Below are 22,665 nucleotides of genomic sequence, written 5' to 3'. Positions count from 1 at the left end.
CTAAGGGAGGTGACTTGTATGGATAACACATTAAAGTTTTTCTTCGCCGCATTTGTCGGCTGGCTATGGATGTCTGCAGCCGGAGTGATGGGTTCTTCTTTAACATCCTTCTTTCATTTCTTTTCCTTTACTGCAATTGATGGATTTATCAGCTTTTTAACATATGTGATGACATTTATCGGTTGGCTAGCAGTTGTCTTCTTTGGCTGGCTTACAATAAGAAATGCGTGGAAGTCAAAATAAGCCAGTACTCATAAATGTAAGCGATTACAAATGGAAGCTAAGGACAGTTACCATTCTCAGTAATTCAGCTTTGGAGAAGAAAAATACAAATCTAAGTTATCATACTAGTTCTTGTGTGTTTCATCTTTAAATTCGCATAAAAACGCTTGGAGTGATCCAAGCGTTTTTATGTTTAAATCTTTTCTTGCAAAAATTGTTCGATTCGGTCACAGCCATCCTTTAGGGTTTCTAGACTGTATGCGTAAGATAAACGAAGATAGCCTTCTCCGTACTCAGAGAATGCTGTACCCGGAACAACCGCAACTCCAGCTTCTTTGACAAGGCGCATGGCGAAATCAAAGGAGCTAGTCTCAAACTGCTTAATTGAAGGGAAAATATAAAAGGCGCCAGTTGGCTGTTCAACTGATAAACCCATGCTTGTTAAGCGATGGTATACATAGTCTCTTCTTCTTTTGTATTGATGACGCATCATGCGAGGCGCGTCCTTGGCCGCCGTCAGTGCTTCTATTGCCGCATACTGAGAGACAGAGGAAGCGCATGTTACATTATACTGATGCACCTTTAGGATTTCTTTGGAAATATAAGCGGGAGCGAACAAAAATCCAATACGCCAGCCCGTCATAGAATGTGATTTGGAAAGGCCGTTAATCACAATTGTTTTATCACGCATAGACGGGAATTGAGCAATCGAGCTATGAGCTCCTTCATAAACAAGCTCACTGTAAATTTCATCGGAGATTACGAAAATGTCTTTAGCCTCTAAAACATTAACAATTTCTTGAAGCTCCTCCTTGCTAAGTGTGACGCCTGTTGGATTAGATGGATAAGGCAAAACAACACAGCGTGTGTTGGCTGTGATAGCTTGCTCGAGTGCTTTGGCTGTTAAGCGAAAGCCGCTTTCCCGGACATCAACAAATACAGGCTTTGCGCCCATTAAACGAATAATCGGTTCGTAGCCAGGATAGATAGGGGCAGGCAAAATAACCTCGGCTCCCTCATCTAAAATTGTCCGAAACGCAATATCAATCGCTTCACTCGCACCTGTTGTCACAATCACTTCGTTTGCTGCATCATAATTGAGCGCGTATCGCTCTTTGACAAAAGCAGAGGCAGCTTGTCTCAGCTCAAGAATGCCGGCATTATGCGTATAGCTTGTAATATTCTCCGTAATAGCACGTTTGCCAGCCTCCTTTACTAAAGAAGGTGTCGGGAAATCAGGCTGGCCAATCGTAAGGGAAACTACATTGTCGTATTCTTGAATCATATTAAAAAATTGGCGAATGCCCGAGATTTGAATATTTTTTACACGAGGATTTAATAGATGTTCCATAAAGTCTTCCTTTCTTCCGCTGCAAAATTTTTATTTACACTGTAAGAAAGTATAAATTTCCAGCTGGAAGCTAATTTGACGTAGTTGGAAATTTTAGGAATACAGTGTAAGTGCAACTACGCTTCTGTCTTCACCTAAGGGCTCGCCAATCAGCGAGTTTTCTTGTTTATTTTATCATATCTGCCAGTTCCATTGCGAAGTTTTTATTGGGAGTAAACAAGCTGAAAAATAAAAACGCTTCAAGATAACCTTCAATTATGTAGTATGTGAAAAAAGATGTAAATTTCTCTAACGTTTCTGTAAAACAATGAATATAATACCAAACCTATCATAGTATGATGATAATCTCTAGTGAAAAGAATGTGGGATGGTGATCAGAGGTGCAGCAAACCTTTTGCCAAGAAACGGTATACGATCCGCTTTATAGACATGAAATTAAAGCCCTTCCTCACGAACTGGAGCTATTTCAATCCAAAACGCTCCGAAGGTTAAAATTCTTAAGCCATTATGGTACTGCTTCGCTTTACTCGCCGATCATGCATTCAAGGCTCGACCATACGATTGGTGTTTGGTCCGTTATTGCTCGTTTCTTTCCAAATGATAAAGAGCTTCGTCTGGCCGCCTTGCTTCATGATATCGGACATTTACCGTTTTCTCATGCTGTTGAAAAAACACTTGGTTTTAATCATCACGCGAATACGGAAAAGCTCATCCGTGAGGGCGAAGCAGCACGTATCCTGAAAAAGCATGGATATGACGGTGAGCATATTGTAGCTTTATTAAATGAAAATACACCATTGACAAGCAAAACAAGCCTGCTTGGGGCAGACCATTTTGACAGCTTTTTACGCGATGCATACCTCGTTGGGGGGATTGCTAAGGAGCCGTGGGAACTTATTCAAAATATTAGATTTCTGGGGGATTTTGTGGAGACCGATATAGAGACAGGGCTTCATATTATGGAAGCGATGGTTGTCGATCATAATGCCTTTCTCAGTCCGCTTGCAATTGCTATTGATGGCTTATTAGCAAAGGCGGTGGCGGCGTACGCGAAGCATCAGGAGGTCAAATTGTCATTCATCGAACCGCTTACGAATTATGAGCTGATTTACCATCTGCAAACGTGTGAAAGCCCGGAAGTAAAGGAATTGATGAATGTAGTGCTGTGGGAGCCTCATCGTATCTGTATACATGAAACGCCAGCAAAGGAAAGGATGCAGGTAGAGGTGAAAAAAGTATATGACAAGGAGGTTCTTGTAGGTGGAAGGCCGATTAGTACTTTAAGTGAGGAAGCGCAGGAGAAGCTAAGAAAAGTGAAGAGCTTACAAAAAACGTATTATGTTTCCTATCAATGAAGAAAAGCGGACATGGTCCGTTATGTATTCAAAGGGTTGTGATGTTTCACGGCCCTTTTCTTTTTTACACCAGAAAGTATAACTTTTCGAGGTGATGTCTAGCTCCCAAGGCTAAAAATGGCAGACTCCGGGCTGAACCTCCGCAAAAGGCAAAAAAGAGCCTTTTACTCCGGCCCACCCCTACGCTGCCATAAAAGGCGGGCCTTGTCCGCTTTTCTTACACCCACATGTCGATTCATGTTGATTTGGGTACCTACATAAAATGGGTAAAAAATGTAAATTTTTACAAATTAAATAGCTATAAATGTTATAATTAGGGAAAAAGGGTGACTGGGGGACGGGGAGTTTGGAGCAGATTGGGGATCTTCTTATTCAACTTGCAATTGTGATTTTGCCTGTGTTTTTGTATGAAACACTTCGCTTGAGTCGTTATCATGTATCTGTTCCAAAGAGAAATTGGAAAACAACATCTCTTCTATCAGGAGGCATTGTTGCTTTGTCTATGATGTATCCAATTCATCTTGGAGGACATTATTACTTCGATTTTCATGCTATTCCTATTATGGGTACATATTTATATGGAGGAGCATATGGTCTGTTTCCAGCGATATGTTCTGTAATCGCTTATTTGCTTTTATACGGGGGAGATACTATTTGGATACAATTGCTCGATATCGCCTTCCTGACAGGTGTTTCATTTTGGCTGTCGCGTAAATGGAACACTTTCGCAAACCATAAGAAAACGATTATCTCCTTTTTGCTTGCATCGTTGTATGCACTTCTTTATCTAGTCGGAAGCATTGTCCTAGTTTCTCTATATGATTCTTTTACACAGGTTATTTCTCAAGCATATGTGTATTTTACGATCGCCGCAATCGCATTGGCTGTAGCGATGGCATTTCAAGTCTATTTAGCAGAGTATTTATATGATAATGCAATGCTGCGGGTCGAGATGCAAAAATCGGAAAAGCTAATGATTATAAGTGAGCTGGCAGCGAGTGTTGCTCATGAGGTAAGAAACCCACTTACAGTTGTTAGGGGCTTTATTCAATTATTTCAAAGAGCAGAGGATATAAAGAATAAGGAATATCTTGAGCTTGTGTTGACTGAGCTTGATCGGGCAGAGCATATTATTTCAGACTATTTAAATTTGGCACGTCCGCAAATGGAGAAAAAGGAGCAATTTTGTTTATCAAATTTGCTTGACGAAATGTCAACGATCATGTCCTCCTTTGCGGCTATGCAAGGCGTGTATTTACAAACAGAGATTCAGAAGGATATTTATATGGTTGGCAATCATGCAAAACTAAAGCAAGCGATTATGAATATTGTAAAAAATGGAGTTGAAGCAGTGGGCGATCAGAAAGGCTATTTGAAGGTAAGGGCCTATCAAAAGGGGGATGAAGCGGTTGTAACTGTTAAGGATAGTGGTGTTGGCATGGACAAGGAACAGCTGGCAAGGCTGGGGCAGCCATACTATTCTTTGAAGGAGAAGGGGACAGGTTTAGGGCTTATGGTAACATTTAGCATTATTCAGGCGCACCAAGGAAAAATTGCCTACAAAAGTGAAAAAGGGAAGGGAACAGAAGCAAATATCACCTTGCCGATTCTTCCGCTGGACATTTCCGAATGAAAAAGTTACCGAGGGTATCGGTAACTTTTTCATTTCTATTATTATGCACGCTCCGGCTTCGTGCGGAAGATGTTTTTAATCGTTTTTACCCATGTGTTTTCTTTGGATGCGGCAATCATTCGTTTTGTTTCCTGCATTTCTCGAATAAGGCTCATCAATTGTTCATCTCGGCTCGACTCCTGCCTATACACATGATTGATAAGCTTATTCATTTTTTCATCCTGCTTGGATTCCTTTTTGTACATTTGACTAAGCACGTTATCTATTTTTTCGTCCTGCTTGGATTCAGTTTGCTTGACATGATCGATTAGGTTGCATAGCATGTTTTCTTGTTTTGATTCTTTAACGTATACCTCCTGCATGAGCCCATCCAGCTTCTCATCCTTTTGGCGATTTTGTGAGATAAGTGTTGAGTTTTGATGAATAATTGCTTCATTTAACTGTGCAAGTGTATCAAGTTTATTCATAAATTCTTCGAACTTTTTGTTTTGCTCACGAATGGTCGTATTCACATCATCATATATAGCAATGTGTGTTTTGGCTGGCGACATAGCCTGTTCAGGCTCGACAGTCTGTAACGCTACGGGTATCGTATCTTCCGGCTTGCCTTGTAATACTGTGGTAACTGCTTCAGCAGCATTTTCATCCAGCTCAGACACTCGTTTATGAATATCCTTTAATAAGCGGATATCCGCCATTGTAAACGTGCGTGAATTACCAGTTTTCTCAATTATGTAACCATGCTGTTCAAGCAAATTGCTGTATTTTCGCACTATATTGCCGGGGATACCCGTTTTATTAGCGATATCTTTTGTCTTATAAGTTCCTGTCATAGCCAAATCTCCTTTCAAATGGTTCGTACTTACAAATTCCATACGCCCCATGGTTCCTCCTTTGAAAAAGAATGTCGGATGGTTGGAAGTTTTCTACAAGTTCCGTTGGAATTAGTAAAAAAGCTGCAGAAGATGATAGGAGTAAATGTTATATTTTGGAAGAAAAAGGGAGGGATAGGTGGTAGATCCGCTTTTCTTAATAAAAACAAGATAGCGGACAGAGGCGTAGTTGCCCTTATACTGTATTCCTAACATTCCTCGCTACGTCGAATTGCCTTCCAGTCAGAAATTTATACTTCAAGTGTAAAAAACGAATAATAGTGCTGATGATGTTCTTTAACAGATGGTTTCTTTAGTCAAAACATGTCTAAAATGTAAAAATAGAGCATGATTTTTAGCATTCCTTGTTGAATATGGTAGAGTCAATGATGAACTTGTACCTCGTTTCATTGTAGTTCGTTTTCCATATGGAGTAAAATGAGAGAGTAATCATATATATAATAATGAGGAAGAGGTTGAGGTGAAGGACATGTCAAAATGTCAGGATAGACTGGATATGTCAGTCTATACGGTATATGAACCAGAGGAAACGCAGATGCGAGTTACTTTATCAGCCGCATCTAGCCTAACGGACATTGAATGTGCCATGCATCTTCCAGAGGGAGTCATTTTGCGCTCTTCGTCGATTCCTCCTGCTAAGGTAGAGGAGGAGACTGTGACCTGGACGAACCCGAATGTTTCGCGATGGGAGGTAGCTGTAACACCTTCATCAGAAACAATCAGATTTACAGCAACAGGGAGGATTGGCAATGAGAGGGTTTTAGTGGAGCGTGTCGTGCAGGGTGGGGAGAAATTTGTCTTGGCGCAGCTTATTGTTTGCAATCAGTCTAGAAAAGTCTCCAGCTATCAACCAGGCGATGTGCTGGAGATAGAAATTCGTCTTCGAAATTGTGGGACGGTAGATGTAGTACAGTTGTTTGGAAGTCACATGATTCGTGATTATTTGTCGTATATACCTGATACGCTACAGACTGATAAAGGGGAGGGTGCTGTAGTCTTTCGACTTGTGCGCTGGCGGATTCCCTTGCTGCAGCCTGGAGAAGAGGCTGTATTAGCATTTCAAACAAGAGCGCAAGAAGGAAATCCGCATGATCATATTACCATTGGTGCAACATATACGTTCCAAGCCCGCAGTATGATGTATGGACCTTATGAGACAGAGAGGGTATTGCTTTCAAAGGAGTAAAAGGAACCGATTCGGTTCCTTTTAGTAGGAAAGCATAATGTTGCGGATGCCATCTTTCTTCCTTCCTCGCAAAAAATAAGACTTGTATACATAAAAACTTCCATTGCTGTATGTTTTTAATAGAAGACTCTTCAAAATAAGATAAAATGGGAATATAATAAATAATGGAAAAGCGAGTGTGTATTTGCGTAGCTATTGGCCAGTGTAAGAGGTAGAAGGTGCTCTGCACTTTAAACAACAAATGGGCCTAGTTTAGGAAGGGATTGATAGAATGGCAGATTTTCGAATACCGCGCTTACGAAGAAGGGTGAAGCGCGCTCTTGTAGTAACAGCTGGTGTAGGCATCGCTTTTACTGGTTTTTTCTTCGCTCGATCCTTTTCATCTTCAGCAAAGGCTGTATCCGAGCAAATTCGCACTGTTCAGCCTGTCAGTGAGCTGCCGATGCTGGCTGCGGCAAAACAAGTACCTGAAAAATATAACGGTCAAGTACGGAAAATTGCATATCTCACATTTGATGATGGGCCAAATGAATATACAGAATCCCTTTTGAATATTCTGAAGTCGAACGGAGTGCAGGCAACCTTTTTTATGATTGGAGCTCAAATCTCGAGTCATAAGGACAGCATAAATCGTCTGGTAGCGGAAGGGAATTATCCTGCTTTGCATAGCATGACTCACAATTATCAAAAGCTGTATAATGAAGGACAAATTGTCAATGAGATGAAGCAGGCGCAGGCTATTTTACAGGAGGCTACAGGAATACACTCAGACTTGACTCGTTGTCCATACGGAAGCATGCCAGGGCTTACAAGTGCACTGCGTGATCAAATGGCTGCAGCTGGCTTAAAGGAATGGGATTGGACAATTGATTCGTTGGATTGGAAGCTAGCAAATAACCCAAATGGTATTGTGCAAAATGTTCTTACACAATCAAGCAGAAATTTGGAGGTTATTCTTCTTCATGAAAAAAAGCAAACCGTGCAAGTATTGCCTGAGGTAATTGCCGGACTCCGAAGTGAAGGGTATGAATTTGAGGTATATGATCCAGCTGCACATTTTTCGGTGAATTTCTGGCATGACAACCGATTATAGAGGAGGATTCAGTTTGTATAAGAAGATAGCATTAAGCACAGCTTTATTGCTCTGCCTATTGTCCGGCTGCTTTGGACCAAAGCCGGAAGAGGAAGTGTATGCTGTGTTTGAAGATGCTGTAAAGCAGGAAAAAAACCTCTTTGAAGAGGCAAAAGCATTAACAGCGCTTGAACAGAAAAATGCACAGTTATATGACAGTATTTTGCAGGGGGGACAGGAAGATAGCGACCAGGTGAAGGGTACTGTGGAGCAAGCTTTGCAAGGTCTCAAGGAGCGGACGAATATTTTGGCAAAAGAGCAAACAGCCCTTGAGAAGGCACGTAGTAAAATGAAGGAAGCAGATCAGCATATACGCAAAATAGAGGATAAAAAGCTGAGAAAGCAGGCAGAAAAGGTTGTATCCTTATACGAGGAACGATTCACTGCTTTTGTACATATGCATGAAGCTTATGGAAAAGCACTTGCGTCGGAAGAAAAGCTATATGGAATGCTACAGACAAAGACAGAGAAATTAAAGACAATTACCGACCAGGTACAAGAGGTCAATGGACTGTATGCTGATATGCGAACGAATAATGAAGCCTTTAATCAACTAACGCAGCAATATAATCAAGAAAAGGTTCGATTCTATAAACAGGCAAATTTTCGTATCGAAGAGAAGATAAAATGAAACAAACCGTCCTGCAAAGGACGGTTTGTTTCATGCTCAAAGAGGTTTTTACTTTTGTGTATAAGCTCGTTTGTACCAAGGTTCAGGCCGGGAGAGTTTCGTTTCCTGTTCAAACGCCTCCGCACCAATGTATTGCTGCAGCAGTTTTTTTGCAGTTGATAAGGACATCACTGTTTTTGGGTTACGGTACGATTGATTGAGTTCGCCGAGATGAGGGAGCTTTTGGAAGTCATCTTTTGTAGGCGGGATATGGAAAAAGTAGTTGCCGACGTGAACGAGCACATCAGATTGCTGTTGGCTGAGCTTTGGATTTCGAGAAAAATGCAATCCTTCCTTCAACGCTTTTCCTTCTTGAATGAGCTTTTCAAGTGCACGTTTCTTTAGCCAGTATAAATATTTTGGATTCGTAGCGGCTTTGGCATGGCGATTTACGACAAAGACGGCTTGGGCTAATTGTTCAGCTGACGGAACGGGCTGTTCATCCGTTCCCGACTTAGAAGTTTTCATACTCTTCACTCCTTTTATGTTAACATTATCATGTATTACCATTCTCTTGCAATATTCAATCCTTTTGTTAGAAAAACATTTTGTGAACAATGTGGACAGGTCTAGACGCCTTGAGGAAACATACTGCATTTTTCTTTCTCAGAAATATTTAGTAAAATAAGGTTAGAGAAATAAGGTAATACGGATGACAGGGGAATACACAAACTTTGGACGAAAAGAGGCTGAAGATAGAATTGAAACAGCGATACGGGATTATTGACATCGGTTCTAACACGATAAGGCTTGTCATTTATGAGACAGGGACTAGCAAATTATATCATGAGCTTGAAAACACAAAAGTAACAGCAAGATTACGAAGCTATTTAGAAGACGGTATCCTTAACGAAGCAGGCATTCAGCTTTTGATTCTTACATTGCAGCAGTTTCAGGAAAGCACCCGATTCTATGGGCTTAAGCATGTTATATGCATGGCGACAGCTACTGTTCGACAAGCTAAAAATCAGTCCTATATCCAGCAGCTCGTAGAGGAACATACTGATTTTAAGCTTCGGATTTTATCCGAATACGAGGAAGCATATTATGGTTATTTGGCTATCATAAATTCTACTTCGTTCGAAGAAGGGATTACAATTGATATTGGGGGCGGCAGCACGGAACTTACATACTTCAAAAATAGACAGTTAGTAGAGTATTACAGCTTTCCCTTTGGCGCACTTTCGCTGAAGCAGCAATTTGTAGAAGAAGACGTACCGACTGCTGAAGAAAAGGAGAAGTTGTATTCTTATGTTAAGAGCTCGTTGGAAACATTGCCGTGGCTGCTCGGGAAAGAGGTGCCGATTATCGCAATTGGCGGCAGTGCCCGCAATATGGCAAAAATTCATCAGCAGCTTATTTCCTATTCTATTTCCAGCCTGCACTTATATGAAATGAACGCTGCGCATATTGGCAGTGTTAAACAGCATCTGTCCTCTCTTAGCTTTTCTGAACTGCAAAAACAAGATGGTTTGGCTCGGGATCGCGCTGATACGATTCTTCCGGCAATCGAGGTATTTGGAGCAATTATGCATTTGTCAAATGCTCCATCCTTTGTGTTAAGCAGAAAGGGTCTGCGTGAAGGTGTGTTTTATGAGGCGCTTACAAAGCCCTTTCATCTCTCATACTACCCGAATGTCGTAGAGGAAAGTCTGCATATGCTTGCTCAGGAATATGGGATGGACATGGATTATGTCATGCAGCTTATGATAAATGTGTCTGCCATTTGTAATGAACTCGAAAGGCTTGGGGTGGCTTCGTTTTCTGAGGAAGAATTACAATTGCTGCGCAAGGCAGCTAAGGTATTCAATATTGGAAAATATATTGACGAGGAATCGAGCAGCCAACATACATTTTATCTGCTTGCCAACAAAACAATTGACGGTATGATGCATAAAGAGCGGATTCAGCTGGCATTGTTGGCCTCTTATAAATCACGTTCCGCTTTTAAGCGGTACATGCAGCTGTTCGATGCTTGGTTTTCAAAGGAAGAACAGCGGCAACTATCATTGCTTGGTTCAATCCTACAGCTGGCAGCTGCTTTAAATATAACAAATCGTAATTTTGTAAAAAACATATTAATAGAGGAACGTAAAGAAGACCTGCAATTTTTCATTTCTTGCCGTTCCAGCGGCCTGGCTGAAAGAATGCAGGCTGAAAAGCAAAAAAAGCCATTAGAAAAGGCGTTAAAACGTAATATTGAGTTGAATTTTCTCATAAATTAGTAACATCTTCCTATCTGTTTACAGAGATTTTATATTGTTGTATATAGAAATATGTTATGGCAGTGGATAATTCGAGTACAGTGAGAATGTGTAAAGGGAAGGGTAGTACGTATGGACATGATGAAAACAGACTCTGTGAATTTACATGATACAGCCTACTATAACAATCGCGAGCTCAGTTGGCTTGCGTTCAATGAGCGTGTACTGCAAGAGGCTTTGGACGAAAGAAATCCACTGCTTGAACGTTTAAAGTATATTAGCATTTTTAGTTCAAATCTTGATGAGTTTTTTATGGTACGTGTAGCTGGTCTTCAGGATCAAGTAAAGGCGGGCTTTAATCAACCGGAAAACAAGGCTGGTCTTACACCGAAGCAACAGCTTAAGAAAATTTCAATGAGGGCCCATGAATTAGTAGATTTGCAATATGATACCTATTTACATGTGCTGCAGCCCGCTTTAGAAGAGGCTGGAGTTGCGTTCCTAGCTTTTTCAGATTTAACGCCGGAGCAGCGGACGTTTATTGAAGAATATTTTGATGAGCAAATTTTCCCAGTGCTAACGCCTGTCGCGATTGATGCATACCGTCCATTTCCAATGCTTCTTAATAAAAGCCTGAACTTGGCTGTTATGCTGTATGACAAGGAGCAAGAAGTGAAGGAAAAACGACTAAAGCTCGGTATTGTACAGGTTCCGTCCGTGTTGGAACGTTTTATTTTACTTCCATGCGATGATGGAAAAACCCGTTTTATTTTTCTCGAGGATGTTATAAGCAACTATATGTATAAGCTTTTTACAGGGCATCGCGTGTTATCTGTAACGCACTTTCGAATTACGCGTAATGCCGATATGACGATCCATGAAGAAGGTGCGCGCGATTTATTGAAGGTGATTGAAAAAGAATTAAAGCGCCGTAAATGGGGTGCCGCTGTCCGCCTTGAAATTGGAAGGAATGGGATGGATGAGCGTGTATTATCCTTTTTACATAGCGTACTAGAAATTCATGAAAATGATGTATATTTTACCGAGGGTCCATTGGACTTAACATGTTTGTTTGCATTTTACAAGCAGCTTGCACAAACACACGAGCATTTGATTTATCCAGCGTTTATTCCGCAGCCCCCGCAGGATTTATCCGATCAAGATGATATCTTTGAAAAGGCGCTTGAGAAGGATATTTTGCTTTACCACCCTTTTGAATCGTTTCAGCCGGTAATTGATTTTGTAGCAGATGCGGCGGAGGATCCGGATGTCCTGGCAATTAAGCAAACATTATACCGTGTGAGCGGCGACTCCCCTGTTATTCAAGCGCTCAAAACGGCTGCGGAAAACGGGAAGCAAGTAACAGTTCTCGTTGAGCTAAAGGCAAGGTTTGATGAGGAAAACAATGTCCACTGGGCGAAAGAACTTGAACAGGCTGGCTGTCATGTTATTTATGGAGTTAGCCATTTAAAAACGCATAGTAAGATTACGCTCGTCGTTCGTCGTAAAAATGGAAAAATCGAACGGTTTGTCCACTTAGGAACGGGTAATTACAATGATGCGACAGCGAAGCTATATACTGATTTTGGTCTTATTTCTGCACGCAAGGAATTTGGTATTGATGCCACAAATTTTTTCAACTATTTAAGCGGGTATACGACAAAGCCGCATTTTTATGAGCTGTCAGTAGCACCGTTCGACATTCGTGATCAATTCATTGCTTTAATTGAGGATGAGATCAATTACCAGAAACAATATGGAAATGGTTATATTATTGCGAAGATGAATTCTTTAACGGATAAACCATTGATCCAAAAGCTGTATGAGGCATCGCAGGCAGGGGTGAAGGTGGATTTAATTGTACGCGGTATTTGCTGTCTTCGTCCTGGAATTCCGGGTGTTAGTGAGCATATTCGCGTGATTAGTATCGTAGGGCGTTATTTGGAGCATAGCCGTGTATATTATTTCCATCACAACGGGGAGGAAAAGATTTACTTGTCATCGGCAGATTGGATGACGCGCAATATGGAAAAACGGATAGAGATTTCCTTTCCTATTTTAGATCAATCACTTAAAATACGGATCATTCATATTTTGAATTTAGCTTTGCTTGATAATACAAAGGCACGTGAGCAAAACGAATTTGGCGAATATGTATACGTGCAGCGAACGGAAGAGGAGATGGATAGCCAATCTGAGTTGTTTCGCATGGCATACGGTGAGTATAGAGATGAGGAGTGAGCTGCTTTCTGCTAAGCAGCTTTTTTACTGTAAGAAAGTATAAATTTCTAGCCGGGTGCCAATTCGACGTAGCGAGAAATTTTAAGAATACAGTATAAGTAGGGCTGTGCCTCTGTTTATGCCTAACGATCCTTAGAAGAATCTATCAGTTGCAGAAGAGTCTATATCGATGTTTTATGTAAAAAGCAGACGGTTTTGCTTATAAAAAGCAGTCTGCTTTATAGTTTGTTTTATTATACACTTACTAGATAAAGCCAGGAGCACCAAAGGCGCCGCCGCCAAAGCCGCCGCCAAAGCCAGGAGCACCAAAGCCGCCGCCAAAGCCAGGAGCGCCAAAGCCACCGCCAAAGCCAGGAGCACCAAAGCCGCCGCCAAAGCCAGGAGCGCCAAAGCCGCCGCCAAAGCCAGGAGCGCCAAAGCCGCCGCCAAAGCCATAGCCACCAAAGCCGCCACCACCGCCGCCAAAGCCAGGGCCGCCAAAACCATAACCGTAACCAAAGCCGCCGCCAAAGCCGGGGCCACCAAAGCCGCCAAACCAAGGTCGCCAAAGTGATATCGCGGCGCCGCCAAGCAGGCCGCCGGCGATACCTGCTAAAAACGGAAAGCCAAAAAACGGTAGAATGCGTGTGTCTCCCGGGTTGATAGGAGCAGAACGAAACGGAATAGGCTGCAAGTGAGGATACATCTTTAACCTGGTTTATAAAAATTACCAAAAGCTACAATTCAGAATTGAACTATTTACCTGCTTTTGAAAATTCTATGAAACCAGTTTTCACCTCCTTTATTAAACTTACGATATACTATGGAATTGAGAGAATAAAGGAGCCAGTACGCGTGGAGAAACTTGTAGAAAATAGGCAAAGCACGACTATTCGCCGTGCTGGAGGGTGAAAACTGTAATTTCTGGTTGGGCGAAAAAGCGGAACGGTACGCGTGTCATTCCGAGTCCCCTATTTACATATACAGTCAAATTAGAAACGGTATAAAAGCCTTCTATATACTTCTTTGCAAGAGGAGGCGTAATAACAGGACCAATGATAGGCAGTTGTACTTGTCCGCCGTGGCTGTGACCGGAGAGCTGCAGGTTTACTGGGTACTGTGCAATGACTGGAGCGGCATCAGGCTCATGCACGAGAACAATTGTATATAATTCCTGACGTGCGAGCCGCAGTGTCTGTTCTAGCTTTGGATTCCCTAACATCATATCATCGATACCTAAAATAGCAATTTCACTCCCATCAACAAGATGGATACGCTGTTCGCTGTTTTGCAGCAGAATAAAGCCTGATTCATTCATAATCACTTTGTACAATTCGGTACCATACCCACCGTGATCATGGTTGCCATAAATGCAATACTTGCCAAAAGGAGCATGAATACGTTGCAGAATGGGTGCAATCCGAGAGGTGAACGGACAGGATCGTTGATCGTCAATTAAATCTCCAGTGAAAAAGACAATATCTGCTTTTTCTTGATTAATTCGATTCACAACTTTAGCAAGCCGAGGCAACGAATAATAGTAGCCCAGATGCAAATCGCTGAACTGTACGATTTTCATGCCGTGAAAGCTTTTGGGTATGAGTGGAGACCGGATGGAATGACGGGTAACTACAAGTAAGGAAGGTTCAATGTGTCTGGCGTAATAATACCCTATCCCTGATGTTAGTAGTGTATATAGCGAGAAACAAAAACTTTTTTTCAAAAAGGCCCTTCTAGTAATCTTTGTCATAGTCTCTCACCTATCTATAGAAATCTGTTTTATTATATCGCTTTCTATTCGTATGTATGACAGTAAGCAAAGAAAAGATATTCTTTCAAGCTGTAATAATTTTCCGTATCGAAGGCTATTTTGAAGAATGAAGCATAATTCATAGAATAGCAATGATAAAATGAATAAGTATCCATTTTAGGGGATGGTGGGACGTATGAAGGGAAAAGTTGTTGTTGTAACAGGCGGATCGAGCGGGATGGGGAAAGCGATGGCTTTTCGCTTTGCTTGCGAGGGTGCGTATGTTGTAATCACAGGTCGTACGTTAGAAGCATTAGAGCAAGCGAAGCGAGAGATTGAGCAATTTGAGAACCAGGTACTCGTTGTGCAAATGGATGTGCGTGAACCAAAGCAAGCACAGCAAATGGTGCAATCGGTGGATGCTGCTTTTGGGCGTATTGATTATCTAGTGAATAACGCTGCAGGAAATTTTGTTTGTCCAGCGGAGGAGCTGTCTGTAAACGGTTGGAATGCTGTTATCAACATTGTGTTGAACGGAACCTTTTATTGCAGCAGCGCAGTTGGAAAGTATTGGATTGAAAGGGGGATTGCTGGACGGATTGTGAATATGATTGCTACGTATGCTTGGGATGCTGGTCCTGGTGTTATTCATTCTGCATCGGCAAAAGCGGGCGTATTGGCTATGACTCGTACGCTTGCGGTGGAATGGGGGAGGAAATATGGGATCCGCGTAAACGCCATTGCGCCGGGGCCGATTGAACGTACAGGAGGAGCAGAACGTCTTTGGGTGTCAGAAGAGGCTGCGAAGCGTACGCTAGAAAGCGTACCTCTTGGTCGTCTTGGAACACCAGAGGAAATCGCTGGTCTTGCCTGTTATTTACTTTCAGATGAGGCCTCTTATATAAACGGTGCGGTAATGACGATGGATGGTGGTCAGCATCTGCATCAGCATCCATTTTAATTTACACTTTAAGAAAGTATAAATTTCTAGCTAGAAGACAATTCGACGTAGTGAGAAATTTTAGAGATAAAGTATAAGTGCAACTACGCCTCTGTCTTCGCCTAAGGGCAGGGCTCGCCAATCGGCGAGTTTTCTTTAAGAAAGCATAAATTTCTAGCCGGAAGCTACCTCGACGTAGTCGGAAATTTTGTGGTCTCCTATCTTCTATTAGTCCTATAATAGAAGGTGGGAGACGGGTATGAGTATGTACATCTGTGCATCTGTGCATGCTGGCGATCGAGGGCTTAGGACCTTGGGCTCTACGTGTTTACATATGGTGAGTAAGGTGAGCTACCACGAACCTAGAGGTAGCGTGGTTTTACGCCCACAAATATGAAGAATTTGCTGCAGTACATATTCCAAATAAATTATGAATTTTTGATGGATTGGCCTTATGGTCTATAAAGCAAATGAATGTTACACTATTACTATCTATGTTTGAGGATATTTTGTCTGAAAGCAGTCCGTTAGTGCCGAAAGGAAAGACCCTGCGGATCATGCAGCAGTAAAAGAAGATTACGGCAAGGGGTGTCGTACGAGCGATGGAGAGAAGGAAGAAGGGAGGAGTATTACTAGTGGACGCATTAGATGTTATGTCTAATTTAGATCAAGTCCTTCCTTATTATCAAGCAATTTTCAGTGCGGATGAGCACACGGTAATTGGATATGAAGCGGTCGGGCGCATTCAGACAGAGCAAGGCATCCAAGGTCTTGCGTCGTTTTTTCGTGATGAATCTGTTCCGGAAGAGTATCGGATCGAGGTCGACAATTTGATTTTAACAAAAGCGCTGCAAATGCATCTGGAAACGGATCCGTCAGCACTGTTATTCATTAATCGCAATGCCAATTTGCTCATGCAGGATGAGGAAGATAGCTTTTTGAATCAGCTGCTTGCTTATGAAAAGCAAGGGCTGGACTTGAAAAATATTGTGTTGGAAATTCGAGAGCAGGATTTTACAGGTGATCTTAATCAATTGTTACATTTGCTCACCTATTATCGGACGTACGGTGTACAGCTGGCCATTAACAAGGTTGGAGCAGGTATGAGCAATCTTGAGCGTATCAGTCTGTTGTCACCAGACATTTTAAAGGTGGACTTGAGCAGCCTACGGCAAACTGCAATGCTGCAGTCTTATCAGGATGTGCTGTATTCGATCTCTCTGTTAGCAAGGAGAATTGGAGCAACTCTTCTTTATGAAGATATTGATGCGTTTTATCAGCTTCAATATGCCTGGCGTAATGGGGGACGGTATTATCAAGGGGACTATTTACAGCGATTTATGCCATCCTTTTTGCATGCTGATATTTTAAAGGATCGGCTGAGACAAGAATGTCATGAATTTATCGTTCATGAAAAACGAAAGCTGGAAAACATATATGCGCTAACGGAAAGGCTGCGCAGTCGTATTAGCACGGCGATGGCCAAGCAAAAGAAAATTGAGAGCTTTAATAAATGGCTCATGACGCTTAGTGAGGAAGTTACTGATTGCAGCTTTAGGCTGTACGTCTGTGATGAGGACGGCTTTCAGAAGTCTGGCAACCTAGTAAAGGAAAATGGCCAATGGGAGCTTGTGCCGGAATATGAGCAAAAGAACTGGAGCTGGCGTCCGTATTTTTTGGCAAATATCATGCAAATGCGTTTTGAAAAGAAAGGGCGTTTATCCGACTTGTATACGGATATTGACACAGGTGAGATGGTTCGTACATTTTCGTTCCCGATTGATGATGATCAGCATTACTTGTTTATTGACTTGTCGCATGAGTTTTTATATGAGCAGGATGCGTTATTTTGAGAAGAATACAGGCCGTGAGCGCGTTCTATTTATTTCGCGCTCACGGTTTTTCTTTACACTTTAAGAAAGTATAAATTTCTAGCTAGATGCCAATTCGACGTAGTGAGAAATTTTAGAACTACAGTATAAGTAGGGCTACGCCTCTGTCTTCGCCCAACGGCTCGCCAATCGGCGAGTTTTCTTTACAAGAAAGGATAACCTTTCGGGGTGATGTCTAGCTCCCGAGGCCCAAAATGGCAGACTCCAGGCTGAACCTCTGCAAAGGGCAAAAAGTGCCTTTTACTCTGGCCCATCCCTACGCTGCCATAAAAGGCGGGTCTTGTCCGCTTTTCTTTATTTTTTCGTGTATTTTTTGTTTTGTTCTTTCCCTTTATGGAAATCCTGCTACATATCAGCAAAAAACGCTGTCTATTGCTGTAGCGATTTTGCGAACGAAAGATTGTCTATGCCGTGTTGTGACTTGCTACAATGGAGACAGGATAAAATGGAGGGGGAAACATGTTGAAACGATACGGAGCGTGGATTGCATTTTTGCTGCTGCTTGCGATTATTGTCGGGCAAAGCGTGGCGATTGCCACCGACAAGGGAAATGTGAAAATACATAGAACTGCTGTGTTTGACACAATTCGAAAAGGATACGAAGCACAATTTGCGATTCGGGGCAAGAAGCTGTCATCGGAGACGATGTATCAGAAACTGTCTCCGTATTTTACAGATAATTTCCTGCAGGTCTTCATTGACGAAAACAGCGATGATGCAAAAGGACCTGGCACATATTTACTTACTAACACAGCACCGTTTTCCTTTACATCTGAAACGAAAACGATTTATGATCAGGAGCACGGTCTCTTGTATGTGTACGAGCATCTTAAGGATAAAGCAATCTATGAAGTTGTATCGCTTCAACAAATGGAGGGAACGTGGAAGCTGGCAGGCTATCATAGTAACAAGATATTGTTAGCAGAAATTCAGGCACTTGAGAAGGAACAGAAAGAGAATGGCTGAGTATAACTAGATTTTATTCATAAAAGCGGACACTGCTGTGTCCGCTTTTATGACGTAGTGGGGAACTTTAGGAATACAGTATCAGTGCAACTACGCCTCTGTCTTCGCTAATCGGCGAGTTTTCTTTACGCTTCAATCCCAAGAAGATTTTGCAGTCTTTCAATATTGAATCCCGTCACTGCTTCTCCGTCTACGACAACAGTCGGTGTAGAATATGAGTTATAATCATGCAGAAGACGCTTGCGGGCGGCACCGTCCTGCTTAATATTGTACTCTACGTAGGAAATTTCATAATGCTTGAAAAATTCTTTGATAATTTGACATGGCGGGCAGTCTGGCTGTGTGTATAGCTCTACTTTTTTCATTTCGTTACCTCGTTTCTTATGTCGTTGTTACATATTGTAGCATATTCCGAGAGAAGACTTCCTCCTTAAGCGTATTAGGGCGTAGCAAAGCGGCAAGAAGGGGGAAAAGAGTCAAAAAAGGTAGGGACAGGCATCCCGTTACAAACTATAATGAAAGATGGGTGCGGACAATGGATGAAGGGTGTTTCGCATTTTTATAGTTTGGGGTTGGTAAAATGAAGCAATATACAAATATATTTTGGACGGCGCTTCGTCTAGGCTGCACATCATTTGGCGGTCCTGCTGCGCATATTGGTTACTTTCGCAGAGAGTACGTTGAGAGACAGAAATGGTTAGATGAAAAAAGCTATGCTGATATCGTTGCGCTGGCAAACTTTTTGCCGGGGCCTGCAAGCAGCCAAGTTGGGATTGCTATTGGTATGGTGCGAGGCGGTTTTTTAGGCGGTTTGCTGGCATGGCTTGGGTTTACACTACCATCGGTTTTGATATTGACAAGCTTTGCGCTTTTTGTGCACGAGCAAACGGCGCAAGCCGGCTGGATTCATAGCTTGAAGCTCCTTGCCGTAGCTGTTGTGGCACAAGCGGTATTTGAGATGGGGAAAAAGCTTGCTCCTGACGCTGTGCGGCAAACGATAGTTCTTGCGGCCGCTGCGAGTCTTTTTTTATTCCCATCATCGTATATGCAGCTGATAGTAATTGGTGTAAGCGGTATTGTTGGGTATCTCGTATATAGAGAAGAAGAAGCGGGTATAACGAACATAACAGCATTTTTTGTTTCAAGAAAAACGGGTATATTCTCCCTTATCCTGTTTTTCACCTTGCTTTTTGGGTTGCCTTTTTTGTGTACATTTGTATCCTCGCCGCTGCTTGTGCTGTTTGATACGATGTATCGCTCAGGGGCATTTGTATTTGGCGGCGGTCATGTTGTGCTCCCGCTTTTAGAAACAGAAATTGTGGATAGCGGTATGATGAAGAAGGAGTTGTTTTTAGCTGGATATGGTGTAACGCAAGCTGTTCCCGGACCGTTATTTACCTTTTCAAGTTATATTGGTGCAAGTTTGTACGGAGTAATGGGAGCGATTGTTGCGACAATCGGCATATTTCTGCCCGCCTTTTTGCTTATCCTAGGAGGGTTGCCGTTTTGGAATGCACTGCGGGGGCATTCAAGCATGCGATCAGCGCTTCTCGGTATTAATGCTGGTGTAGTCGGGATTTTGCTTGCTGCTTTATATGATCCTATTTTCAAATCATCAGTTATGACAATGATCGATGCGGTGCTTGTGCTTCTATATTTTGCATTGCTTAGCGTTTGGAGGCTTCCATCGTGGCTTGTTGTTGGTGTTGCGTTCGGGTGCGGCTTGCTTGTATAAGGTCTAGTTCCTGCTGGCAGTTTCTTTCCGCAAACTAGCTTTTTACACGCTGACAATAAGTGGAACTGCACCATGCCTTTTATACGAGTGCTGTTTTACTTTGGGAGAGAAATGAACCATGTTCGCTTTTCTGTATAACTTTTTTCGACAAATTTATTGAGTTTCTGGCTCTCAACCGTTATCCTATTGAATGAGACAAATTTTCTGTTGTTGCGGATAGAAAAAGTGCGGTTGCAAACACTATGCGCAGGAAAATTAGAGAAAGGGGAGATTTTATGTCTCTGCTCCAAGGAATTATTACTCGTCTTGTTAGCTTGAAAGAGCAAGCTGCAAACGGAGAAGTGGCACAGCGCTATTTTGAAGTAAATGGCGAGCGTAAATGCAGTGTGAAATACTTTGATAAAAGTGATACGTACGAGTTGGAAGTGTATCAGCCGGGAGAAAAACCGCAAACATATCAATTTGACAATATCGATATGGTAGCAATCGAGATTTACGATATGATTTCCTAATTCATACATAAAAAAACAGCATCTCATCATGAGTTGCTGTTTTTTTGTATGATTCCTTCTGCCCTTGTTCAAACTGAGAAGGAAAGGGGTGTTTCCTAGTGTATATGCCTAATGTGATTTGTCCCGCGTGCAAACGGGCTGCGCGAATGGAGGATGTGTTAACCGCACAATCTAACCAAGATGTAATTTACACATGCCCATCTTGCGGTTATATCATACGCAATATCAAAACAAGTAAAGGCTAACGAAGTGCTCTCTCTGACAAAAAAGGCAGCATATTTACCTCCTATGCATCATATAGTGAGAATGCCGGAGTTGTCATGAGAGGGGACAATGTTATATGAGAGACTATTTCTTTTACAACTTGTCGGAGCGCCATATGAGGTTTGATGATGTATTTGCGCGCATCTGCAATTTTATGAAAGCAGACCCGCGAAACGTCTATCGCCTTTCAATAGGTACGGATTCTCAGGCGCACGGAGACGATACGCGTTTTATTACAGCTGTCCATTTGCACCGAGTGGGGAAGGGAGCATGGGGCTGCTTGCGCAATGAGGTTATACATAGAAGGTTAGACAGCCTGCGTGAAAAGATATCTTTAGAAACACACTTAAGTCAAGAGATTGCTTGTTTGTTTACACCAGGGCATATGAGTGATTTGCTCGAACTCATATATCCGTACCGGAATGAAGGCGCTCATTTGATAATGGAGATTCATCTTGATATCGGAAACCATGGGCTGACGAAGGAATTTATTTTAGACATGACAGAGCGTATAAGGGCTATGGGGCTGACAGCAAAAATTAAGCCGGATGCATACGCTGCGTCTAGTTACGCAAATCGTTATACAAAATAAGTGCTATTCCTACAATTTCTGTGCTTGCAAATCGGGGGAATCAGGAAATACTGAAATATCCCCTTCCTTATCTTCCCTTATATGTTAGGAACGGTCGAAAGATGGCGAACATTTAGGGTTTTCCTCCTCTATTAAACAAAGTGAAATTTTTATATAATAACAGAAGATGAACTTTGTTTAAGGGGGAGTCGGGAGATGGAAAAGGAAAAGATGCGGTTAACGGAGGAAGATCAAAGCCTTTTGCTTAAGATACTATTTAAACAAAGATACGCAAGCGAGCTTCTTTCCTGTGAATTAGCAGATATAGAGAGTGACTTGAAGGATTCGGATCATGTACACTACTTGCAGGTGGCAAGATTATTTGACCGCTTACGGAATGCTGATATGTGACTACCAGAATTGGTAGTCATTTTTTTCGCGTGTATGGTAAAATAGAGAATGTCAATATGAACCAGCTAAAAGGAGCTGAGTACGCTAATAAAGTGGAAACGCTATCAATGGTAAAAAAAGACATAGTGCTATACAAGAAAGGGGGAAGTGCAATGATTAGTCTTCCAACAGAGGACTTTAAGCAAATTTTCGTGAAGGATTTATTAATCTCGTCAGAAAAAGTGGCACATGTGCAAGCTGCCAACAGTTTGGAACATGCCATGCTTGTTTTGGTGAAGTCCGGGTATTCCGCCATTCCTGTTCTCGATACGTCTTACAAGCTGCAAGGATTGATTAGTACCGCTATGATTTTAGATCGTACTTTAGGGATGGAGCGCATTGAGTTTGAACGTCTTGAGAAAATGAAGGTGGCAGATGTAATGAATGTGAATATCCCAAGATTGGGCTTACATGATACATTTGCGCAAGGGCTTGATATGGTCATTAATCATCCGTTTGTGTGCGTAGAAAATGAAGACGGCTGTTTCGAGGGTATTTTAACGCGCCGTGCCATCTTGAAGCTATTAGGTAAAAAGGTGCGCCGCTACAATAAATAGCAGTGAAAGTGCAACTTTCTGCCAAAGGTTGCACTTTTTTACACTGTAAGAAAGTATAAATTTTTAGCAGGAAGACCATTCGACGTAGTAAGAAATTTTAGGAATACAGTATAAGTAGGGCTACGCCTCTGTCTTCGCCCAAGGGCAGGGCTCGCCAATCGG

23 protein-coding genes are annotated in these 22,665 nt (G+C 42.1%); 17 read left to right on the top strand and 6 right to left on the bottom strand.

Translation table 11 applies throughout. The annotated features are described in order from the left end of the window. Window positions 1–18 precede the first annotated feature (18 nt). On the top strand, window positions 19–243 hold the full coding sequence (locus EP737_RS05780) for a hypothetical protein (protein ID WP_129726971.1): 225 nt from the start codon (window positions 19–21) through the stop codon (window positions 241–243). A 172-nt stretch (window positions 244–415) separates the two neighbouring features. Here the strand turns inward: EP737_RS05780 and EP737_RS05775 are convergent, their stop codons facing one another. Continuing rightward, window positions 416–1,573 carry an aminotransferase A gene (locus EP737_RS05775; RefSeq protein WP_129726970.1) on the bottom strand — a complete coding sequence of 386 codons (1,158 nt, stop codon included), beginning with the start codon at window positions 1,571–1,573 and terminating at the stop codon, window positions 416–418. A 380-nt stretch (window positions 1,574–1,953) separates the two neighbouring features. On the opposite strand from EP737_RS05775, the gene EP737_RS05770 reads away from it, so the two are divergent. Together EP737_RS05770 and EP737_RS05765 are read left to right on the top strand one after the other, a co-directional pair. Next, window positions 1,954–2,928, top strand: coding sequence for an HD domain-containing protein (locus EP737_RS05770; RefSeq protein WP_129726969.1), 975 nt, complete (start codon window positions 1,954–1,956; stop codon window positions 2,926–2,928). Window positions 2,929–3,274: 346 nt separating this feature from the next. After that, a complete protein-coding gene (locus EP737_RS05765; protein ID WP_129726968.1) occupies window positions 3,275–4,561 on the top strand; it encodes an ATP-binding protein in 1,287 nt (428 codons plus the stop codon). A 41-nt stretch (window positions 4,562–4,602) separates the two neighbouring features. Here EP737_RS05765 and EP737_RS05760 read toward each other — a convergent pair whose 3' ends face one another. Further along, window positions 4,603–5,394: a DUF3967 domain-containing protein gene (locus EP737_RS05760; RefSeq protein ID WP_129726967.1), complete on the bottom strand. Its 792-nt coding sequence runs from the start codon at window positions 5,392–5,394 to the stop codon at window positions 4,603–4,605. Window positions 5,395–5,914: 520 nt separating this feature from the next. Between EP737_RS05760 and EP737_RS05755 the strand changes: the two genes are divergently transcribed. The 3 genes from EP737_RS05755 to EP737_RS05745 all read left to right on the top strand — a co-directional run bounded on the left by EP737_RS05755 (window position 5,915) and on the right by EP737_RS05745 (window position 8,403). Then, window positions 5,915–6,640 (top strand): hypothetical protein, encoded by a 726-nt coding sequence (locus EP737_RS05755; protein ID WP_129726966.1) that lies wholly within the window; start codon window positions 5,915–5,917, stop codon window positions 6,638–6,640. A 271-nt stretch (window positions 6,641–6,911) separates the two neighbouring features. Further along, window positions 6,912–7,733, top strand: a complete 822-nt coding sequence (locus EP737_RS05750; protein WP_129726965.1) for a polysaccharide deacetylase family protein — start codon at window positions 6,912–6,914, stop codon at window positions 7,731–7,733. 13 nt (window positions 7,734–7,746) lie between these two features. Continuing rightward, entirely contained in the window at window positions 7,747–8,403 is a 657-nt protein-coding gene (locus EP737_RS05745) for a YkyA family protein (RefSeq protein WP_165350702.1), read from the top strand. Window positions 8,404–8,451: 48 nt separating this feature from the next. On the opposite strand, the gene EP737_RS05740 is transcribed toward EP737_RS05745, so the two are convergent. After that, on the bottom strand, window positions 8,452–8,910 hold the full coding sequence (locus EP737_RS05740) for a YkyB family protein (protein WP_129726963.1): 459 nt from the start codon (window positions 8,908–8,910) through the stop codon (window positions 8,452–8,454). 221 nt (window positions 8,911–9,131) lie between these two features. On the opposite strand from EP737_RS05740, the gene EP737_RS05735 reads away from it, so the two are divergent. Next, on the top strand, window positions 9,132–10,667 hold the full coding sequence (locus EP737_RS05735) for a Ppx/GppA family phosphatase (protein WP_129727067.1): 1,536 nt from the start codon (window positions 9,132–9,134) through the stop codon (window positions 10,665–10,667). A gap of 111 nt (window positions 10,668–10,778) precedes the next feature. Then, window positions 10,779–12,887, top strand: coding sequence for an RNA degradosome polyphosphate kinase (locus tag EP737_RS05730; RefSeq protein ID WP_129726962.1), 2,109 nt, complete (start codon window positions 10,779–10,781; stop codon window positions 12,885–12,887). A 244-nt stretch (window positions 12,888–13,131) separates the two neighbouring features. Here EP737_RS05730 and EP737_RS05725 read toward each other — a convergent pair whose 3' ends face one another. Then, on the bottom strand, window positions 13,132–13,572 hold the full coding sequence (locus EP737_RS05725; protein WP_205650886.1) for a hypothetical protein: 441 nt from the start codon (window positions 13,570–13,572) through the stop codon (window positions 13,132–13,134). A 183-nt stretch (window positions 13,573–13,755) separates the two neighbouring features. Further along, window positions 13,756–14,616: a metallophosphoesterase gene (locus EP737_RS05720; RefSeq protein ID WP_129726961.1), complete on the bottom strand. Its 861-nt coding sequence runs from the start codon at window positions 14,614–14,616 to the stop codon at window positions 13,756–13,758. 196 nt (window positions 14,617–14,812) lie between these two features. Between EP737_RS05720 and fadH the strand changes: the two genes are divergently transcribed. The 3 genes from fadH to EP737_RS05705 all read left to right on the top strand — a co-directional run bounded on the left by fadH (window position 14,813) and on the right by EP737_RS05705 (window position 18,414). Next, window positions 14,813–15,577 (top strand): 2,4-dienoyl-CoA reductase, encoded by a 765-nt coding sequence (gene fadH / locus EP737_RS05715; protein WP_129726960.1) that lies wholly within the window; start codon window positions 14,813–14,815, stop codon window positions 15,575–15,577. A gap of 581 nt (window positions 15,578–16,158) precedes the next feature. Next, window positions 16,159–17,409: an EAL domain-containing protein gene (locus EP737_RS05710; RefSeq protein ID WP_246040184.1), complete on the top strand. Its 1,251-nt coding sequence runs from the start codon at window positions 16,159–16,161 to the stop codon at window positions 17,407–17,409. A 501-nt stretch (window positions 17,410–17,910) separates the two neighbouring features. After that, on the top strand, window positions 17,911–18,414 hold the full coding sequence (locus EP737_RS05705) for a DUF3993 domain-containing protein (protein WP_129727064.1): 504 nt from the start codon (window positions 17,911–17,913) through the stop codon (window positions 18,412–18,414). Window positions 18,415–18,539: 125 nt separating this feature from the next. Here the strand turns inward: EP737_RS05705 and EP737_RS05700 are convergent, their stop codons facing one another. Continuing rightward, on the bottom strand, window positions 18,540–18,779 hold the full coding sequence (locus EP737_RS05700; RefSeq protein WP_129726959.1) for a glutaredoxin domain-containing protein: 240 nt from the start codon (window positions 18,777–18,779) through the stop codon (window positions 18,540–18,542). Window positions 18,780–18,994: 215 nt separating this feature from the next. Between EP737_RS05700 and chrA the strand changes: the two genes are divergently transcribed. The 6 genes from chrA (at window position 18,995) to cbpB (ending at window position 22,503) form a co-directional block, all read left to right on the top strand. After that, window positions 18,995–20,149 (top strand): chromate efflux transporter, encoded by a 1,155-nt coding sequence (gene chrA / locus EP737_RS05695; protein WP_129726958.1) that lies wholly within the window; start codon window positions 18,995–18,997, stop codon window positions 20,147–20,149. Between the two features lie 275 nt (window positions 20,150–20,424). Further along, window positions 20,425–20,661, top strand: a complete 237-nt coding sequence (locus EP737_RS05690; protein WP_129726957.1) for a YkuJ family protein — start codon at window positions 20,425–20,427, stop codon at window positions 20,659–20,661. Window positions 20,662–20,765: 104 nt separating this feature from the next. Continuing rightward, a complete protein-coding gene (locus tag EP737_RS27020) occupies window positions 20,766–20,906 on the top strand; it encodes a DUF8106 domain-containing protein (protein WP_484068188.1) in 141 nt (46 codons plus the stop codon). A 95-nt stretch (window positions 20,907–21,001) separates the two neighbouring features. Next, on the top strand, window positions 21,002–21,517 hold the full coding sequence (locus tag EP737_RS05685; RefSeq protein ID WP_129726956.1) for a ribonuclease H-like YkuK family protein: 516 nt from the start codon (window positions 21,002–21,004) through the stop codon (window positions 21,515–21,517). Between the two features lie 195 nt (window positions 21,518–21,712). Continuing rightward, window positions 21,713–21,907, top strand: a complete 195-nt coding sequence (gene abbA, locus EP737_RS05680; RefSeq protein WP_129726955.1) for an antirepressor AbbA — start codon at window positions 21,713–21,715, stop codon at window positions 21,905–21,907. Window positions 21,908–22,059: 152 nt separating this feature from the next. Then, window positions 22,060–22,503 (top strand): cyclic-di-AMP-binding protein CbpB, encoded by a 444-nt coding sequence (gene cbpB / locus EP737_RS05675; RefSeq protein ID WP_129726954.1) that lies wholly within the window; start codon window positions 22,060–22,062, stop codon window positions 22,501–22,503. Window positions 22,504–22,665 lie beyond the last annotated feature (162 nt).

It is taken from the genome of Ectobacillus funiculus (assembly GCF_004138295.1).
Lineage (GTDB): Bacteria > Bacillota > Bacilli > Bacillales > Bacillaceae_G > Ectobacillus > Ectobacillus funiculus.
Note: the sequence above shows the minus strand (reverse complement) of the source record. Positions and strands in the feature narration are given on the sequence as shown.

Excerpts from the sequence above, each read along its gene's own strand:
- EP737_RS05780 (WP_129726971.1), top strand. The coding sequence starts at position 19 with ATGGATAACACATTAAAGTTTTTCTTCGCCGCATTTGTCGGCTGGCTA.
- EP737_RS05775 (WP_129726970.1), bottom strand. The coding sequence starts at position 1,573 with ATGGAACATCTATTAAATCCTCGTGTAAAAAATATTCAAATCTCGGGC.
- EP737_RS05760 (WP_129726967.1), bottom strand. The coding sequence starts at position 5,394 with ATGACAGGAACTTATAAGACAAAAGATATCGCTAATAAAACGGGTATC.
- EP737_RS05750 (WP_129726965.1), top strand. The coding sequence starts at position 6,912 with ATGGCAGATTTTCGAATACCGCGCTTACGAAGAAGGGTGAAGCGCGCT.
- EP737_RS05740 (WP_129726963.1), bottom strand. The coding sequence starts at position 8,910 with ATGAAAACTTCTAAGTCGGGAACGGATGAACAGCCCGTTCCGTCAGCT.
- EP737_RS05730 (WP_129726962.1), top strand. The coding sequence starts at position 10,779 with ATGGACATGATGAAAACAGACTCTGTGAATTTACATGATACAGCCTAC.
- EP737_RS05725 (WP_205650886.1), bottom strand. The coding sequence starts at position 13,572 with ATGTATCCTCACTTGCAGCCTATTCCGTTTCGTTCTGCTCCTATCAAC.
- EP737_RS05720 (WP_129726961.1), bottom strand. The coding sequence starts at position 14,616 with ATGACAAAGATTACTAGAAGGGCCTTTTTGAAAAAAAGTTTTTGTTTC.
- fadH (WP_129726960.1), top strand. The coding sequence starts at position 14,813 with ATGAAGGGAAAAGTTGTTGTTGTAACAGGCGGATCGAGCGGGATGGGG.
- EP737_RS05710 (WP_246040184.1), top strand. The coding sequence starts at position 16,159 with ATGGAGAGAAGGAAGAAGGGAGGAGTATTACTAGTGGACGCATTAGAT.
- EP737_RS05700 (WP_129726959.1), bottom strand. The coding sequence starts at position 18,779 with ATGAAAAAAGTAGAGCTATACACACAGCCAGACTGCCCGCCATGTCAA.
- chrA (WP_129726958.1), top strand. The coding sequence starts at position 18,995 with ATGAAGCAATATACAAATATATTTTGGACGGCGCTTCGTCTAGGCTGC.
- EP737_RS05690 (WP_129726957.1), top strand. The coding sequence starts at position 20,425 with ATGTCTCTGCTCCAAGGAATTATTACTCGTCTTGTTAGCTTGAAAGAG.
- EP737_RS27020 (WP_484068188.1), top strand. The coding sequence starts at position 20,766 with ATGCCTAATGTGATTTGTCCCGCGTGCAAACGGGCTGCGCGAATGGAG.
- EP737_RS05685 (WP_129726956.1), top strand. The coding sequence starts at position 21,002 with ATGAGAGACTATTTCTTTTACAACTTGTCGGAGCGCCATATGAGGTTT.
- abbA (WP_129726955.1), top strand. The coding sequence starts at position 21,713 with ATGGAAAAGGAAAAGATGCGGTTAACGGAGGAAGATCAAAGCCTTTTG.
- cbpB (WP_129726954.1), top strand. The coding sequence starts at position 22,060 with ATGATTAGTCTTCCAACAGAGGACTTTAAGCAAATTTTCGTGAAGGAT.